Origin of the sequence: Flavobacterium araucananum, from assembly GCF_002222055.1 — a bacterium.
Classification (GTDB): domain Bacteria; phylum Bacteroidota; class Bacteroidia; order Flavobacteriales; family Flavobacteriaceae; genus Flavobacterium; species Flavobacterium araucananum.
This window is the reverse complement of record NZ_MUGS01000018.1, coordinates 16,006-34,092: the sequence shown is the minus strand read 5'-3', so window position 1 is coordinate 34,092 and position 18,087 is coordinate 16,006. Positions and strand designations below refer to the sequence as shown.

Sequence of the window (18,087 nt, the reverse complement as noted above, 5' to 3'; positions counted from 1 at the left end):
ATAATATATGTTTTAACTACCAACCAATAATAATAATAATAATAATAATAATAATACCATTCGTAAACTAAGCTTTTTTTACAAATCGTTTACAAAGTTTTGCATTAACTGTAAAATACTTTCAAATTTGTCTTCAGACTCAAGTGTGCCATTTAATAAGTGATTTTCGTATTCATGAGTAATATCATAGCTTTTTTCAAGGTCAAAAATAGATATTTTATGCTTTAATTTATGAACACACTCTGCAGCCAGCTTATAATGCTGCTCTTGCATAAATTTATGATAGGAATCTATTTCAAGAGGGAGTTCTTTTTTAATAATTGCAATCATTTTTTGCTTAAATGCATCGTCTTCTCCGCAGAGTTGGTCAATATAATTTAAATTAGGCTGTTCCATAGTTTTTAGGTAAGGTAAAATAAAATGTTGTTCCAATGTTTTCTTTACTTTCAAGCCAGATTGAACCTTTATAATACTCAATAATTTTGTTAACTATAGAAAGCCCTACTCCTGAATTTTGATTGTTGCTTTCTAATTTTGTGAATATTTTAAAAATTTTGTCGTGGTATTTTTCAGCGATTCCGATGCCATTATCTTTGATGTAAAATTCAAAATCTTGCTCTTTTTCTCTACAACCAATTTCAATTTGGCCTTGAGACTTATCATTATAATGGATGCTATTTTCAATTAAATTTTGCATTAATTGTTTGAATCGCCATGTATTTCCTTTTATTTTTGGTAAATCATTGATTATCGAAATTTCAATATTTTTAGGAATATGAATATCCCTCTTTATTTCGTCAATTACCTCATTAAGATCAATTAATCTTTCTTCAGATTCTAACTTGTCTACAGTAGAATAATCTAAAATTCCTTTGATGAGCAAATCCATTTTTTCGACATTAAAAAGTACCTGATTAAGCGAGTTTAAGCAACTTTCACCCATTTCTTTATTATCCTCAATGACCCAATTAATAAGGGTGTCTATATTTCTGAGTGGTGCTTTTAAATCATGAGAAACAACATGAGCATATTCGTTAAGTTCTTTATTATGATTTTCTAAACTCTTTAGTAATTCTTCTCTTTGCTTATTCATAGTCACAATTTCTATAGATTGTTTTTTTAAGAAATCGGATTGATTAAAATCTTTTTCATTACCTAATTTTTCAGCATCCAAATTCATAGAATTCAATATTTCTGTCAAATTTGAATTTATTTCTTTTAAACTATTGGCTTCATCGCGTAGTTTTTTATTGGCTTGGAAAAGTTCATCAGAACTAATTTTCATCGCTCGCTGCAACATGTTCATCTGATCCTCGTGATTATCATAAGATTCATTGACTGCGTGCAAAAAATGCTTTAAATCTTTTAAGTGCTCAGGGTTTATAAATTTAGCAATTTGCCTTTTTAAAAGAGTATTCATTATTCGCTGATTAGGGTTAAAGTCATGGTTTGATTATGTAATTCACAAAAAGTATTCTCGCTAAATGGAGCCATTTCGCCATACGAGTAAAACCCGGTAATTGCTACTTCATTTCCTATTATTTCTTGCACTTGCTCTATTTCCTCTTCAACCCGTTGATTCATAACTAATTTTCTTCCTACGCAACTCACTAGTAAAGCAAGTTGTGGGTGATTTATTCTATTTTGCATTGCTAACATTGCCGCTTGTGAAGCTCCCTCGGCAATAGCATCTACAGAAGCCATCATGAGCTGTACTTTGGCATTTTCAGGCACTTCTCCAGCTAAAATCATCGACTGATCTTCGTTATTGATATTTAAAATGGTACGAACTACAGCTTGTGATTTACCTTCGGGCGTAACATTTAAAGGATATAACAAAGAAGCTTGCGGCAACTCATTAGCTTTGTCTCCTAAGTATTTTTTATACAAATCTAAAGCAGGTTGTCCATCGATTTCATACAATATATTGGCTTCTGATCTGGTAATAATTCTTTCGGGACCAAATGAGCTCCATCCTCCAAAACTGGAAAACGAAATTTCTAAAGTTTCTCCATAAAACCCAATTAAAACGACTTCTCCTTCTTTTGGATTTTCTTTATAAGAAGCCAATGTCTTCTCAAATTTTGCATCGTCTCCACACATTCCTCCTGAGATAGGCACTTTATTTTGAATGCCATTCTCAAGACCCTCAATAAGTGAGCTTCCGTTTACGAAACTACCTTCTGAAAGTACAAATAAATGCTTTAAGTTTTCTTTGGGTATTTGTTGGTAAAGAGATTCCCCTAAAGCATTTGCATCTTTATTATGATTAAAAATATTATCGGTTTTAATTGCAAACGTACTTTTTTCAAATTCTATAGCACTAACAACAATAGAATCATCAAAGACATTTGCATCTAAAATTTCACCCGCTGTAGAGCCAAAAACCAGATGTTCATAAGGAAACTCCTTTCTAATAGCATCAATGACTTCTGGAAGCTCTAATTGCATCCTATTGGCAAAAACAAGTACCAGCGGATTTTTTAATTCTTCCTTATTTGTTAGGTACTGCCAATTTTCATTCTTTTTTTTATAAGCTTGAATTATTTTCATAGTTTCTATTTTGGTAATTTAATAAAGAAGGTTGTACCTTTAGTCAGTTCACTTTCTATCCAAATGTTTCCTTTGTAATTCTCGACTATTTTTTTTACTATAGACAATCCAATACCTGTTGATTTTTTATTAGATGTAAAAGACTGAAATATTTTAAAAATTTTTTCCTGATTCTCTGTAGCAATTCCAGGACCATTATCCTTAATAGCAAAAATATAATGCTTTTTTTCCTCTTCAAAACTTATTTGAATAATTCCGAGAGGCTTATCAATATAATTCACCGCATTGCTGATGATATTTAGAAACAACTGTTGCATTCTAAATCGCTCAGCTTTGATTGTCGGTAGTTCGTTTTTTACTATAACTTCAATATTCTTAGGTATATGAATAATATCAATTATTTTATTGATTTCAACATTCAAATTAATATTCTCAGTAATCATCTCAATATCATCTACTTTAGAATAAGTTAGAATTCCTTCAATCAAATGATCCATTTTCTCCACTTTGCCTTCAATCATATCAAGATATTGACTCGTTTGCGCATTAAACTCTTTTTCATTATCTTCTTTAATCCATGTAACTAAAGAATGTATGCTCTGTAGTGGTGACTTTAAATCATGCGATACAATTTGAGCATAATCATTGAGCTGCTCGTTCTGTTTTTCTAATTTTTTAAGTAATTCTTCTTTTTGCAATTCCAGGCTCTTTTGTCGAGTTATGTCTAAATGTATAACTATCGAACCAATTACTTCACCATTTACATTATAATTTGGAGCGCCGCTAATTAACCAATATCTTGTCTCTCCTTTTTTATTGATAGAAGTAACTTCATACGAATCTGACTTACCTTTAACCCGTTCTTTATTTTTAAAATTTACTAATTTTTTATCCTCAGGATGCAACAAAATTTCAGATGCATTGTTGCCTAACAAATCAATTAAAGAGAAACCACTCATATCACAAAAAGACTGATTGGCTAATTGTATTACGTCATCCATATCTACTTCCAATAAACCCATATTCATATTGGCAATAATATTTCTATATTTTTCTTTTTCTGCTTCTAGACTTTCTTTGTACTTTTTCTTGATGGTAATATCTTCAAAACTCCATAAATGACCATCATTTTTCTTGCCTTTGGCTATCGGAATAAAACTCCTTTCGTAAACGCGTCCATCGGCCAATTCAATTTCTTCAGAAAAGACGTTTTTTTTATTTCTTAAAATTTCTTCTACCCTTTCAATAAATTCATCTGGTCTTTTAAAAAAGTGTTTATTTTCTTCAGTAGCCATTTTAGAATCAAAACCTATCATCTCTTCTGGTTCTCCTTTAAAATCGAATAAATTACAAAACCTTTTATTGGCAATTAGCACCTTTCTATCCTCATCTTCTAGTAAAATGCCTGATTGAAGATTGGTTATTAATGACGTTAAACGATTCTCAGAATCTATAAGCTGTTGATTGAACTCTTTTTCTTGGCTAATGTTTTCTTCGATAGCAAAATATTTAATCACCTCTCCTTGTTTGTTATGAAGCGCCTGTCCTTGTACTCTAACCCAGTATTTCTTTTTATATTTTGTATAATTTAAGACCTCACAAGTAAAAGGAAGTCCTTGTTTTATTTGATTCTTTAAATAAGCAATCGTTTTTGGATTGGTTGCTTCACCTTGTAATAAACGTCCAGGACTCTTACCAATCAATTCTTCCTTGGAGTAGCCAGTCATTGTGGTAAAACTACTATTGGCCCACTCAATTTTACCTTCACTGTCGCAAATAATGACTGCACTAATATTTTTATCTGCTATCGAGGAAAGTAATAAAACTTGTTCTTCTTTTTGTTTATCTTCAGAAATATCCTCAATCATTGCAAAATATTGAATCACCTTTTTGGAGGAATCAAAAATGGGTTGTCCCACTGTTTTAGACCAAAAAGTGCCACCGTTTTTTTTAGCATGCAAAATTTCTACTTCAAAAGTATTTCCCTCGTAAAATGCATTGATCATTCTGTGAATCTCCTCTTTATTCGATAGAGCGTCCGAACCTACTTCAACAGGTGTTTTACCAATGATTTCATCGTTCTCATATCCTGTCAATTTAAGATATGCATCATTACACCAAAATATCTTTCCATCCGGATAAGTGAATACAATGCCGTTTTTATTCGTTTTTGCTACCAAGGACAACTTATTTAGCTCTTCTTGATTTCTTTTTTGTTCTGTAATATCACGTCCATAGATATTTACACAGCCCTCTTGTTGCAGACTTTTACAAACAAAAGAATAGCACTTACCATTATTCTCCGCCTCAAACATCCATCTTTCTTTTCTCTTATCAATTTGATGAATAATAAATTTTAAAAAATCCTCAATTTCATAATCAATTCCCTGAAATATAAGATTTTTTAAATCTTCGGCTGCTGGATTCATTTTTAATAGATGACCCTCAAAATCAATGCGAATTAATGGATCTGGACTTTGAGTAGTAAAAAGAGCAATATCAACAATTTTCTTATTGGCTTCTTTTAATTGATTTTCTTGCTGATGTATTGTATTCAAAGAATTTTGTAATGCTGCATCGTAGTGAGCGAAATCATAAAGAGAGATTTTTTTTTCTTCAAAATAATTCAAGGAAGTATGCGAGAGGCTACCTATAAATAAATAGCCATTTTCATAGTTTTCAAATTGTCCTCGAAGCGAAATTTTATCTTTAACAGATTCTATTATAACTAATTGATTGGTAACTTTATAAAAATTGTCAACATTTAGCTCTTCGATAAATGGATTGGTAATTGTAAATGATCTCAGGAAATATCCTCTGCATTTTAAGTCCGGAAGCACTTTGATTAAACCTTCACCTCGGTCTTGAATAAGTAAGTTGTGGTCTAGTAAAACATAAAAAGGGAAAATCCTATTGAATGTTTCACTATCAAAATGAAATTGAGAATTTTCCATGTTGTTACCTCCTTAGTTTTAAAAATTTCATGAATACGGCATCTGAATACATTCTATTATTTCGAATGTTTTTGATTACGAAAAGTAGATAAGACTACTGCTAAACCCAACTCAAATTCCAGCTATTCAACTCTTTTAGAATTGTAACGTAAAGTACTACTTTTTTTCTTACACTACAAATGTTTTAAATCTCAAGTGGTTTTAAATTTGTTTATGACATAAAAAACAAAAAATATTTTAAAGCTTTAATTCTTATCTCTAGTACTAGATTCAAAAAATAACGCTACTTATTTTTACTGAGAAATTAATTCATTCGTGCTCCAATAATCTAGTATTTTTTTTATCCTATCTACATAATCCTCATATTTCAAAGGCTTTAAAATGTAGCCCGCAATACCTATTTTATAACACTCCATCACGTCTCTATGATTGTTAGAAGTAGTTAAGATAATTGCTGGTATATATTTTAATACATCATCTGCTTTTAAGATAGATAAAAACTCGATACCGTTTAGTTTAGGCATATTAAGGTCTAAAATAATAACATCTGGTATTATTTCTTTCCTTTTTAATACATCAACTGCTTCTTCTCCATTATTTGCTTCAATGATTCGATGATTGAGTTCTAAACTTTTTAGTACTCTATTGAATTTCATTACTTCAATTGCATCATCTTCTATTAATAGTATATTCAACGATTTTGCCATTTTATTAATTTTAAAGTTTGATGCATACTTATTCAACTTCAAAGGTATTTTATTCCTTTTAAAGCAAGAGTCTTTTTTAGTTAATTCATAATAAAGTGTAGACAACTGCAAAAAAAGTGTCGACGATTGGTATTTTATATGTAATTCATTCATAAAAAATATCCGGAAGCCAGTAAAAACGAAATCTAAAAAGGGATCCTAATACTTCAATCTAATTTTTATCGAATAGCCATTGCATCTGATTTTTAAAATTTCTTATATATAAGTAGAACGTCTGTAACTATATAATAAGTAAACTGAATATTAAAAAAAACAAAAAAAAGGACGATTTCCATTTTTAATATTAATTTATCGACACAAAATCATAATCAACTGTAATTCAGGTATAAAGATTGATTATTGATCGACAGCAAACTGCTATTCATCGAAAAAACAAAAAACAATTCTTATAATCGTCTTAGATTTGTGTCAGAATTAAGAAACAAAAAAAATAAAAATTAATAAAATAATTATTTCCAAAAACAATTTAACAATGTCAGCAGTGATTGCAACTTCGATAGATAATCTATTCGATTTAGTAAACACTCAAAATTAAAACTATTTATTAACAAGAAATGAAGTTTCATTCAAATACCACTGAAAAATGAAAACAGCAATTACTTTAGCAAACACAATTCCTATTGGAATCAAATCTGAGCACTATTTAGTATTCTCCATGATTATTATAACTATTGGAAAAAACCTAGAGCCAAAGATCCCTATCGAAGCAAACACTTTGATTATGATTTTTTTAGCCATTTCATTAATCGGAATAACACTTCAAATTGTTAATAACCGTTTAAAAAAGAAAATTTTATTCGATACATTTCAAAAACGGTATTAGTTACCATAAGTTATAGTATCAAGCAAAGAATTTTTTATAAGTTATTTGAAAAATGACAAACTAAAACTAATTTTTGTTTCATTTTTGTCACTGCCATTACCCTGTTTGCGCCAATATTGTTCCACTATTGCAGTTACTTCCAGAATTACATTGCCATTTATTGTTGTACTTTGCGCTTTTAAAAATCAATTTTGAAATTGCCTACACCTTCAAAAAAGACTTGCTAAGTACCAAAAAATATTACCGCCTTTTTTGCCCAAAAAGCTCTGAGCTTTTATCCAAATTAAAATCATTAAAAGGCGATGTAATTCTAGTGAAGTGCTATTTTCTTGCTTCACAAACAAATTTTCGATACTACTTTTATTAAAAGAAAAAGTAAAATGCTTGTTGTAGGCTGATAAAATCTTCCGTCAAAAATTAACAGTTATACTCTTTTGGTAAAACAAAACAAAAGCAAGCACCTTTTTTATTATCTTCTCTATTCTTCAAATAAATAGTACCCACTACTCGATCTACTATGGCTTTTATTGTTGACAAGCCAATACCGGCATTTTTACCATATTTTGAGTTAACTGTTTCAAACAACTCAAATACTTTTAACCAATATTTTTCTGGTATACCTGGCCCATCATCTTCATAAACAAAAGAATAATTAGTTTCATTTTCTGTTAGTGAAATCCAAACATTACATTCTTCTTTGTCGGTATGTTTCGTTGTATTTGATAAAAGATTTTGAATAATTTGAACAAAACCTATTTTTGAATGCCTTATAAAGGTATCGCAATTCCTAAAATTTATATGAGTCGGAATATGTAAAGCACCATTATTAACTATATATTGAATAGTGCTTTCGACATTAAAATCTTCAAAACAAATTTGATCGTTACTAACTTTTGTATATTCTAAGATTCCATTAATTAAGAAATCCATGTATTCATTTCGAGAATAAATTAAATCGATGCAAGCTTCTAATTCTGTGTCTTCAAGGAGTGTTTTATAATCTTCTTTTATAAAAATTAATAATGAATTTATACCTCGTATTGGTACTTTTAAATCATGAGTAAGCCGATAAGCAAATTGGTCCAACTGCACATTTTTTTTAATAATTTCATCATTCAAATCTTCTAAAAATCTATTTTTTTTACGAAGTTCAAATTGCGAAATCACTTGATTGGCCAATGCCTTTAATGATTCTTGTTGGTTCTCTGTAAGACCTTCTCTTGGTTTTGTATCAATAACACAAAGCGTCCCTAAAGAATAACCGTCTTTGGTATTTAACGGAGCGCCTGCATAAAACACTACGTTTGGGTCATTAATTGTTAACGGATTATCATGAAACCTTTCGTCTTTAGTGGCATCCGGAATAATAAATAATTCATCCGGTGTGTTTATTGCATGTGCACAAAAAGCAAAATCCCTTGGAGTTTCGGTTGCATTTAAACCATGATGCGATTTGAACCATTGTCGATTATGATCAACTAAAGTGACCAATGCGATGGGTGTACCACAAATTTGTGCTGCTATTTTGGTTAAGGCATCATACTCATCTTCAGGCAATGTATCTAGTATTTTATAAGCATCTAAGGCTTCGAAACGAAGATGCTCGTTATCAGGTATTTCAGGTTTTTGCATATAACTGAATTTTTATTTTTTTCTATTATAACAAACGTAATTATGTAAGGAAGTTCTATTTCTTTTAACGATAAAAATAACTAATTTTCCTTAATAATATACCTAATTATTTTAAAACTAGCCTACATATAAAATTCAATCTTGTTCAAAGCGAATTTGTTTGTATCAAAATGAGGCTTCATTTTGTTCTTACTATCCCGTTTACCCTAATGCTAATTTAAATATATTAGTTTTTTTCTCACAAATTATCAAAAGGTTTTCTATTTAATCGGATATATATTCCTTCAATAACTCAATTCTACATAAACAGGCAAATGGTCGGATGGATATTTTAAGTCTTTTGAATCACTTAAAACAGCAAATTTTTCTACTTTAAAACCAGTATCTTTAGATATCAAAATATAATCCAGCAATCGTGTTACGGGTTCATTGTGCTTAAAACCGTTAAAAGTTCCAGAAGGACCAAAAGGTAGTGTTTTTGAAACTTCTCTGGTATCTTTCATTTCTTTCTTAAGAAGAAAAATGCCCTCTGATTCAGGCTCTGAATTTAAATCTCCAGTAAAAATGACCGAATAATTTTTATTATTCACTTCTTTAATTTTAGCAAGAATAAGTTTTATACCATTTATTTTTGCCTGTTCACCAACATGATCTAAATGGGTATTGAAAATCCAGAAAAGCTGCTTTGTTTTTAAATCTTTAAACAAAGCATAGGTGCAGACTCTTTTATATGCCGCATCCCAACCCAAAGAAATTTCACCGGGTGTTTCTGAAAGCCAAAATGTGTTATTTAAAAGCATTTTTAAACGCTCTCTATTATAAAAAATAGTAGAGGATTCCCCTTTTCCAACACCTTCTCTTCCTATACCAACAAAACTGTATTGAGCAAGGTTACTTGCAATATCATTTACCTGATTTGGTGCCGCTTCCTGAATTCCAAATACATCGGGCTGATAAAACTGAATTTGGGATGTAAAAAAATCTTTGCGGTGGCTCCAGTCATTATCACCATCAACTGCTAGGTCTACACGAATATTGTAAGTCATTATTTTTAAATTCTGTCCATTGATTTGCATGGCCAAAAGAATCACTATCAAAAATTTTACTCTTCTCATAACTTTATTTTTATTCTGTATTGAATTAATTTATTTTTAAATCTTTAAAATTGATTTCTTATTTTCTATTATTTGCCAATAAAAACGCTGCTCTAATTATAAAGAGCAGCGTTAAAAAAATAAAAAAACAAAACTAATCAATATGACCTTTTGCTAATTTGCTAAAAGCCACATTGTCTTATTAATTTCATCATAACCTCCAAATTGACGGTTTAAGGCCTCCATCAACTTTTGACTGTTATAATTCAATTCCGAAGAAGGATATAAATATCTTATAGGCATACTAGTAGGACTATTAACGTTTAGGTTTGTTGTCGGGTCAATATTAAAATCCGGGTATTTATTTCTTCTGTATTCAAAATACGCAGTTTCTGCATCAACTAAAAAATTGAGCAAATATCGCTGCATCCAAACTTGCTTCAATTGCGTAGCTGCATCTGCCGAAAATGCTGCTTCACCGATAAAATAAGTATCAATATCATTTTGCACAATAGGATTTCCATGTGCAAAAGAAGCATCTGTACTCATAAGATTTTTTAAGGCAGCTTTCACTCCATTTTCATAATAAAGCTGTGCATTTGATGCAGTAATCCAGCCTTTAATACTCGCTTCGGCCAAAATAAGTTCCTGCTCTGCATAGGTAAGCAGCCTTCTTGGATCGCTATTTTGTTTGGTTTGGTATCGCAGGTTTATTTTAGAATATTTGCCACCTGCATAATTAGCGTTCATTAGTCCATAATCTAATGAAGTTTTTACACCAGTATAAGCCATAAAGCTGTTTTGAGCTAATCCTTTTGCAATTTGATCTGCTGAGGGTTCTGCAAAATAAAACAATCTTTTATCGTTTAGTCTTTTTAGATTGTCTACTACAATATCACTTAAAATAGTTCTTCCGGTAAACATATCATTTGTACTGTATAATGGATGAAGGTTTACGGTATTATACTCTAAGCCAAAATAATCAGAATCATCTTGAAGAAGTATATTTTCATTAACTATACTGGCAAATTTCTCTTTAATTTTTAAATCAGCATCACTCTCTTTTGCACTGAGAGTCATTAGAACTTTAAGTTCAAATGCATTGCAGGCTCTTCTCCATCTTTGAGGATTTCCTTTAAAAATGGTTGGATCTCCATCAAAAGTCAAACCTTGTGAGAATTCAAGACGTGCTTGTTCCAATTCACCAAGAATCCCCATAAAAACTTCTTTTTGAGCGTCGTATTTTGGTTTATAATTGCCTTGCAGTCCAAGATTTGCTTCACTGTATGGAATATCTCCCATCTTCATGGTAAGGATATAAAAAGTATACGCTCTTATAAAATGACCTATTCCTTTATATGAGTTTTCTGCCGGGCTGCCTTGAGCAGCAAGTAACATTTTATCAATATCAGGTAAAATGGTCATTTTGTTAAAACTTGAATTGGCTATTAAGTTATATTGAGTTCCTAATTGTCCTTCATTAGCATAACCAACATATTTTGGCAAAGCATTTTCAGAAATATATTCTTTTGAATCAGTGCCTTGATATTTAGCAATACTCAGAATTATATTTGTAGCTAATAGTGAAGCACTTACCCCGGTAGGCGTATTAGGGTTGGTATTGATTTCATCAAAATTACTACAGCCAGAAAACATTAGTATACCTGTAATTGCAACGATTATTTTTTTCATATTAATAATTTTAAATTATTTTTACTTTCAAATTTAGAATTCAAGCTTAATATTGCAACCTACAAAACGCTGTGAAGGATCGCTAAAATTATCAACTCCTCCATCTGGATCAGAATATTTAAAATCTTTTGCCCAAAGGAATAAATTTTGACCTATTGCTGATACTGTAGCATTTTTTGCTTTTATAAAACTATATACTGACTTAGGAACATTATAAGTAAGTGAGACTTCTCTTAATTTCAAAAAAGTAGTGCTGTAAGTATCCGCAGGAGATGGATTACCTCCCCAGGCTGTACCTTTATGAATTCTTTTTACATAGTTCTCATAAGTAACAGGAACATCATTTGAAGCATATTGTCTGGTATCACTGGTAATATTTCCGTAAGCATTATAAGTTACTGCACCTGAAATTACTTTTACTCCATCTCCTACATAATTACTTGTACCGGTAGTAATATCTTTGTAACGAATATCATTTACAGAGTCAGGATGGTTTCCAGACTGCCACATATACATTTCGGTTGTAGTTTGTGCCAAACCTCCTACCCGTCCATCAACAGAAATATTCAAAGTGAAATTTTTATAACAAAGTGAAGATGTCAGCCCCCAAATCCAATCAGGATCACTATATCCATAAACTGACTCATAAGGAGAATAGACCGGTAGCCCATTTTCATAAATAACAGCACCATTTACACTTTTCTGAAAATCATTTAAAACAAAAGCATCAACTCTGTTTCCAACTTTTACCCAGGGTCTGTCTGCCGAAAATTCTTTGTCTAGCTTAGTATAATAGCGTGCATATTTAGACCAGTTTGCCATTACATCCCATTGCCAGTCTGAAGTTTTTATTGGTGTAAAGTTTAGTGTAAGTTCAACTCCTCTTCGGGTAATTTCCTGATCTATATTGATATAATTTGAGCTAAAACCTGATGCACTGCTGACATTGGTAGCGGTTAAAAAGTCGTACATTCTCTTTGAATAATAAGTAAAATCAAATGACAAACGTTTTTTAAACAAATTGGCAGCTGTTCCCATCTCCCATGTACTGGCTGACTCGGGTCTAACTTCGTTTCCACGGATAACATCAGGATAAGATGCCGAGTTTAAACCTCCCCAGGAATTGGTTGTAATATTGTAAACCGAATTAATATCATAAACTCCTGCCGGGGTTTTAGATGAAGTCCAGGAACCGCGAAGTTTCCATAAAGTTAACCAATCAAATTTTGGTAAAACTTCTGAGACTAAAAAACTGCCTGAAACAGATGGATAAAGATAAGAACGTGTAGATTCAGGAAGAGTTGAACTCCAGTCCTTTCGTAAAGTACCTTCAAGAAAAGCCATTCCCTTCCACGATCCGGCAAGTCTTCCATAAAAACTGTTTACCTGTCTTTTATAAACAGAAGAATTCACAACAGCATTAGTAACAGAAGCCTTTAAAGAATAGAACCCAGGAACAGAAAGTCCTCCCTGGCTTCTGGCCTCAATACCTTCGTCCTGTGTATAATAAATAGTTCCTCCAAAAAGACCGTCAATATCAAAATCATTGATCTTTTTATTTCCATTTAAGATAAAATCAGTATTAGAACTATAACCACTTCCTAGGCCTTCATTATAAGATCCTTTTAGAGATTCACCCCAAATCTCAGTCCCGTTAAGAATAACTGTAGAGACACCGGCACCAACCAGAGACCCTTTTGAAACCCTAACTGTCTGTTTGTTATTATAGGTATCAAAACCAGTTCTGACAGTAGCATTAAGCCAGGGCGCTATTTCATAACTTGCCGAAACAAAACCGTTAAAAACATTGCGGTCTAAACTGTGTAATCTTTCAAATCTGTCAAAATAAGGATTATTATTTGTACCGGTATAACTGTTATTTTGCGACTCATTTTTTACAAGCCAGTAATCTTTATATTTTCGTATGTCGTAATCCGGAGATGACCAAACCAGAATATTATACATTGGATCTTATTCCTAATCCTTCTTTTGTGAACAACACTATCTCCTGATTGATATTCCTTTTGTAAGCATTATATCTATAGACAATCTGCTGTCTTTTTTGACAAACACAACATTTATAACGCTGATTTCCGTTAGATTGAAATCCATTTCTTATGCATTTACCATTGCAAAAATTACATTTTATTTTCATGACCTAATTTGAAACACTAAGGTAAGGCAAAAGCATTTTAAGCCTTATTAAAAGATAAAAAACGAAAGAGACGACCTATTGGTCGTCTCTTTCTCTATTCAATAATTAAAATTTTATATTCTTTTTCAGTTAGTTACGTAGTTACATTATAAAAACTCCTAATCTGCAACACTACCAGTACTTTCGACTGGAAATATTTAAAACTATCAAAAAATACAGTTTTGATTTGTACAATTTTAAAGGCGGCAAAAATTACCTTTTTAAAGAAAAATGCCCTTTAAAGATTCGACTGTCTTCGAGTTTAATGACATACCAGTAATCATCCGATGGCAGCTGAGCTCCCAAATAAGTTCCGTCCCATCCCTGGCCTAAAGGAGTAATTTGCTTTAAAAGTTTTCCATACTTATCAAAAATCTGAATTGTAGTACTTGCATTTGAAGCCGCATTGACTCCTTCAATATTCCAGTAATCATGATAACCATCCTGATTGGGTGTGAAAAAATTTGGAATTCCAAAGACCGCGACTTCTTTTTCAATCGTTCCGCAGCCATTTTGATCTTTTACATAAACAGTATGAATTCCTGCAGGAATATTTACAAAACTGCTCTCTTTTTGATAATCACCATTCTTATCGTCCAGTGAATATACATAATCACCACTTCCTGAAACGGAAACAGTAATCGTATTGGACTGATCAACAACAGTTATTATGTTTGACGCAATATCTGATGCTGAGACCTTTATCATGCGTATTCTGGTACAGTGGGTTTGTTTGCTTAGTACCTCAACTGTATAAACACCTGATTTACTTACTACCAAATTATAACTGGTTTCACCCGGTATTTCAGTACCATTAAAAAACCAGGAATAATCATAATCACTCATTGTACTAGAATCCAAAAGGCCTGCATCAATTTCTTTAGTAAAAGTAGGCAGGTTACTGCATACCAATTCCTCTCCTTCCAAATTGATTTTAGGAACTGGATGAACTATAAACGGAATAGTCGTTGTGGCGCTGCAATTGCTATTACTTGGATTTACAACCTCTACTCTTATTGTTTGTGTTGCGGTGATAAAGGGATCAGGAAGCGGGCTCGAAAGTTCTGTGTTATTAGCATCGTAATAATGGACTCTCATTCCTGTTTGTGATGCCAATAGAGTTGATTCAAAAGTAGAGGTATCAAAGGCATACTTTCCGTCTTGTAAAAGTGGATCAGCTTCATCATCACAAACTGTAATGAGATTAGTGTCAATTGCAAATACTTCAGGCAAATCATCTACTACAAAAGTTATGGTAGAACTAAACGAACACGCAGTGGTTGTATTATTAGTTACAACTACATTTACAATTTGAGAAGTTGTCACAAAGGGATTTGGAAGAGGACTCGATAACGCAATATTATTCTGATCGAAATAAGCAACCGTAACATCAGTTAATCCGTTTAATAATTCCGATTCAAAACCTGAAGTGCCAAATGCATAAAATCCATCTTGATTGTCATCACATTGAACCTTTATTAATGATTTTATAACTGGAATAGGCTCAACTTTTAAGGTAATATATCCTCCTAATCCCAAACAATCATTATTCACTCTGCTATCAGCACGAATAAAGATTATTTGCATATATGGCGAGGTTGTATTGCTGTAATTTGAAATATTTGCAATCGCATTTTTTTCTGCTAAGGCATCATTTACATTTTGATAATAGCTAATATCCAATTCTTGTCCTGATGGAAAAAGATTTTTAATTTCAGAAGAAACATCGCTAAAATCAAATGACGTGACACCATCAGAATTTGCTCCTGAAACCGTATTATCACACTGGATAAAAGTCTTTGAATAACTCAAAGGAATTTGAGTAGTCGAAACAATTAAATTCAATTGCGCAATTTGATAACAATTATTACTATTACTGACACGAACATATATTTTATCAGCGCTAACAGTTTCATTAACATAAGCAGTCTGATTTACAATGGCATTAGTATTATTTTGGGCATCTGACGACGTTTTATGAAAACTAATAATTTGATGGTTTGAATTTGTAGTGATTTTACTTATTGATTCTTCCAAATTAAATAAACTAAAACCATCGATATCATCATCACATTGTTTTAGATCAACGCTACTAACAATTACAGGTAAGGCAGATACTTCGATTTTAAATGAAGTAGTAGCAAAACAGACTGGATTGTCTTTATTGCTTACTTTTACAAAAATAGTTTCGGTCGAATTCATATTTTGATATGCTGCCGGCAGAACAATCTCTTGTGATAATGCCTGATCCCTATAATATGAAATCAGAAACTGGAATGGAGATTGTCCCTTTAATATCTCTGAATTTTTAAGGGTCAGATCAAAAATAATTTTGCCGTCATTCTCCGTGCCAAAAGTTTTGTTATCACAAATGTTAAGATTTGATAAATTTGCTGGCAAAGCTATTTCTGGCGTATTAAAAACATAAATTGTAAAACTTGTACTACTTTTGCATTTTGGATTTATTTTATTAAATACCTCTGCAGTAATAACCTCCTGCTGATAAGCTACAGCATTAGTATAAGCATTAGGTGACGCAATTCTCATATTGTTTGAAAAATAATTTATCAAAAACAAACTGGAATCCTGTCCATTTAAAATAGCCCGATTCTGGGCTGTCAGATCAAATTTGTAAAACCCATCATTATTATCATCACAAAGATTAATATCATTGGGTTTTGATACATTGGGAAGAGATGAAATAATGATTTCTTTTGATTTTAGAGTTGTTCCAAGTGCGCTTGTAACGGAAACCTTTACGGTATAATTCCCAGCAGCAGCATAGGTGTGAATTGGACTGATTTGGTTTGAAGTATTGCCGTCACCAAAATCCCAATCTGCAGAAGTAATGATTGGTGATGAATTTAAACTAAACTCGGTTGCAGACCCCAGACATAAGTTTTTCAACGTAAAAGATGGATTGAAAAATGACTGGTTGAAAGCTGGCAAACCAAGCATAGAATTTCTTCTTGATAAATTTACAGTACTGGTTTGTAGATTACATCCCAAACCTAAAATATTAGGATCATTAATAACACCCAGATTGGTACTTTCATAATTTGCAATGTAAATTTTATTATTTGGCCCCAGTTGTAATGCTCCTAAAAAACTTGGAGTATTTGCAATTAACTTTTCAGTTGATTTAATATCAGCTGCATTCAAATCATACTGATAAATTCGACGCATGATTTGCAGAGATACATACAGGACCTCACTATTTGGAGAAAATTCTGTCCCATATGGTTGATTGCCATTATTTACAACCTTAGCATTACTCACTACTCCGGTTGAGCTCTCAAAATCAAAAACCTCAACACTACTTAAAAACTGATGACATAAAACTATTTTTTTTCCATTAGGCGATACTTTCATGTAACCTTGTGTATAATAGGGCTCTCCCTCTACGACAATACCCAAGTTTGAAAGGATTGGAATTGTGTTCAAACCAGATGCTGTTAGCAGGTGAGCATAAAAAGTATTATTTTTCCAGCCATGCGTAATTATCCAGTAATCGACATTATTAGAATGCTTTACAATGGATAACTTCTCGCAGGTAGGTGTGTAAACCCTAACATTTTTGAGGGCAGTAACACCACCTAAGCCCCCATCTAAATTCAAATCAATTTCACTATACATTAAACCATTTACTCTGGCAACGGCATCTGTTGTGAAAACATAAAATAAATTTGAAGAACCCGGCTTTTGAACAATAGTCGCAGATTGTGTACTCGATGCATCACCTTTTAAATCAGTTCCGTTAAGCATCACCTGATGATTTTTATTGTAGATTGTAATTCCATCGGTATAAAACATCAAATCTCCATTGGTATCTGATAGTGTAGCACAACCCTCTAAGGTATTTAATTTCCCATCAAGAAGAGGGGTAACAGAACCATCAGGATGAAATTTGATACCTGCATTTTCTCCAAAGTACCAAACACTTGCTTCTGCTTGTGAAAAACAGAATGTAATGTGAAAATAGAAGAAAAAAAGAATAAAAATATGCTTCATAAAAATCACTTTTTTCATTTGTGAAGAAACTCAGATTAGTCAATCAAATAACGTTTTTTTTTAGTAAGAAAAAACAGATCAACTATTTAAGTTTAGTAGTTGTATTTAAATTTACTTAAAAATTTTACCCTCAAAATCTATATTGTAATATTACGATTCCGTCTCATACGCCAGAATCAAATATAAGAATTTAACTAGTATAGAAATTGAATAACTAACTTACAAGATGATTTAAACATAGCTATCAATGATCAATTCTACTCAATATTCGTCTGGCTTATCAAAGTTGTTAAAACCTAATCCGTTTTGCATGCAACATTTGATAAAAAGATGATACTGTTCTAAAATATTGTTGAGATAATTACAC

The 18,087-nt window shown here is 31.8% G+C and carries 11 protein-coding genes and 1 pseudogene; 1 reads left to right on the top strand and 11 read right to left on the bottom strand.

Translation table 11 applies throughout. The annotated features are described in order from the left end of the window. Positions 1–78: 78 nt before the first annotated feature. From B0A64_RS11955 to B0A64_RS11935, 5 genes are all read right to left on the bottom strand, one after another. A complete protein-coding gene (locus B0A64_RS11955) occupies positions 79–396 on the bottom strand; it encodes a histidine kinase (protein WP_089479752.1) in 318 nt (105 codons plus the stop codon). Continuing rightward, positions 383–1,420, bottom strand: coding sequence for a sensor histidine kinase (locus B0A64_RS11950; protein WP_089479751.1), 1,038 nt, complete (start codon positions 1,418–1,420; stop codon positions 383–385). Before B0A64_RS11950 ends, B0A64_RS11955 begins: the two co-directional genes overlap by 14 nt. Then, positions 1,420–2,553: an FIST signal transduction protein gene (locus B0A64_RS11945; RefSeq protein WP_089479750.1), complete on the bottom strand. Its 1,134-nt coding sequence runs from the start codon at positions 2,551–2,553 to the stop codon at positions 1,420–1,422. The genes B0A64_RS11950 and B0A64_RS11945 overlap by 1 nt, the downstream gene beginning before the upstream one ends. 5 nt (positions 2,554–2,558) lie before the next feature. Beyond that, positions 2,559–5,507, bottom strand: coding sequence for a PAS domain S-box protein (locus B0A64_RS11940; protein ID WP_089479749.1), 2,949 nt, complete (start codon positions 5,505–5,507; stop codon positions 2,559–2,561). A 293-nt stretch (positions 5,508–5,800) separates the two neighbouring features. Next, complete coding sequence (locus B0A64_RS11935; protein ID WP_078228836.1) at positions 5,801–6,214, bottom strand: response regulator; 414 nt, start codon at positions 6,212–6,214, stop codon at positions 5,801–5,803. A gap of 643 nt (positions 6,215–6,857) precedes the next feature. On the opposite strand from B0A64_RS11935, the gene B0A64_RS11930 reads away from it, so the two are divergent. Beyond that, the gene (locus tag B0A64_RS11930; protein WP_035625440.1) at positions 6,858–7,097 is read left to right on the top strand and encodes a hypothetical protein; all 240 of its coding nucleotides are present in this window, start codon (positions 6,858–6,860) and stop codon (positions 7,095–7,097) included. Between the two features lie 417 nt (positions 7,098–7,514). Here the strand turns inward: B0A64_RS11930 and B0A64_RS11925 are convergent, their stop codons facing one another. From B0A64_RS11925 to B0A64_RS11900, 6 genes and pseudogenes are all read right to left on the bottom strand, one after another. Beyond that, positions 7,515–8,729, bottom strand: a complete 1,215-nt coding sequence (locus tag B0A64_RS11925) for a sensor histidine kinase (protein ID WP_035625441.1) — start codon at positions 8,727–8,729, stop codon at positions 7,515–7,517. A gap of 284 nt (positions 8,730–9,013) precedes the next feature. After that, positions 9,014–9,844, bottom strand: a complete 831-nt coding sequence (locus B0A64_RS11920) for an endonuclease/exonuclease/phosphatase family protein (protein ID WP_089479748.1) — start codon at positions 9,842–9,844, stop codon at positions 9,014–9,016. A gap of 153 nt (positions 9,845–9,997) precedes the next feature. Then, positions 9,998–11,515 carry a SusD/RagB family nutrient-binding outer membrane lipoprotein gene (locus B0A64_RS11915; protein ID WP_089479747.1) on the bottom strand — a complete coding sequence of 506 codons (1,518 nt, stop codon included), beginning with the start codon at positions 11,513–11,515 and terminating at the stop codon, positions 9,998–10,000. A 33-nt stretch (positions 11,516–11,548) separates the two neighbouring features. After that, on the bottom strand, positions 11,549–13,480 hold the full coding sequence (locus B0A64_RS11910) for a SusC/RagA family TonB-linked outer membrane protein (RefSeq protein WP_089479746.1): 1,932 nt from the start codon (positions 13,478–13,480) through the stop codon (positions 11,549–11,551). A gap of 1 nt (position 13,481) precedes the next feature. After that, positions 13,482–13,670: pseudogene (locus tag B0A64_RS25805) on the bottom strand (IS1 family transposase); the annotation flags it as partial. Between the two features lie 252 nt (positions 13,671–13,922). After that, positions 13,923–17,720: a T9SS type B sorting domain-containing protein gene (locus B0A64_RS11900; RefSeq protein ID WP_165769802.1), complete on the bottom strand. Its 3,798-nt coding sequence runs from the start codon at positions 17,718–17,720 to the stop codon at positions 13,923–13,925. Positions 17,721–18,087 lie beyond the last annotated feature (367 nt).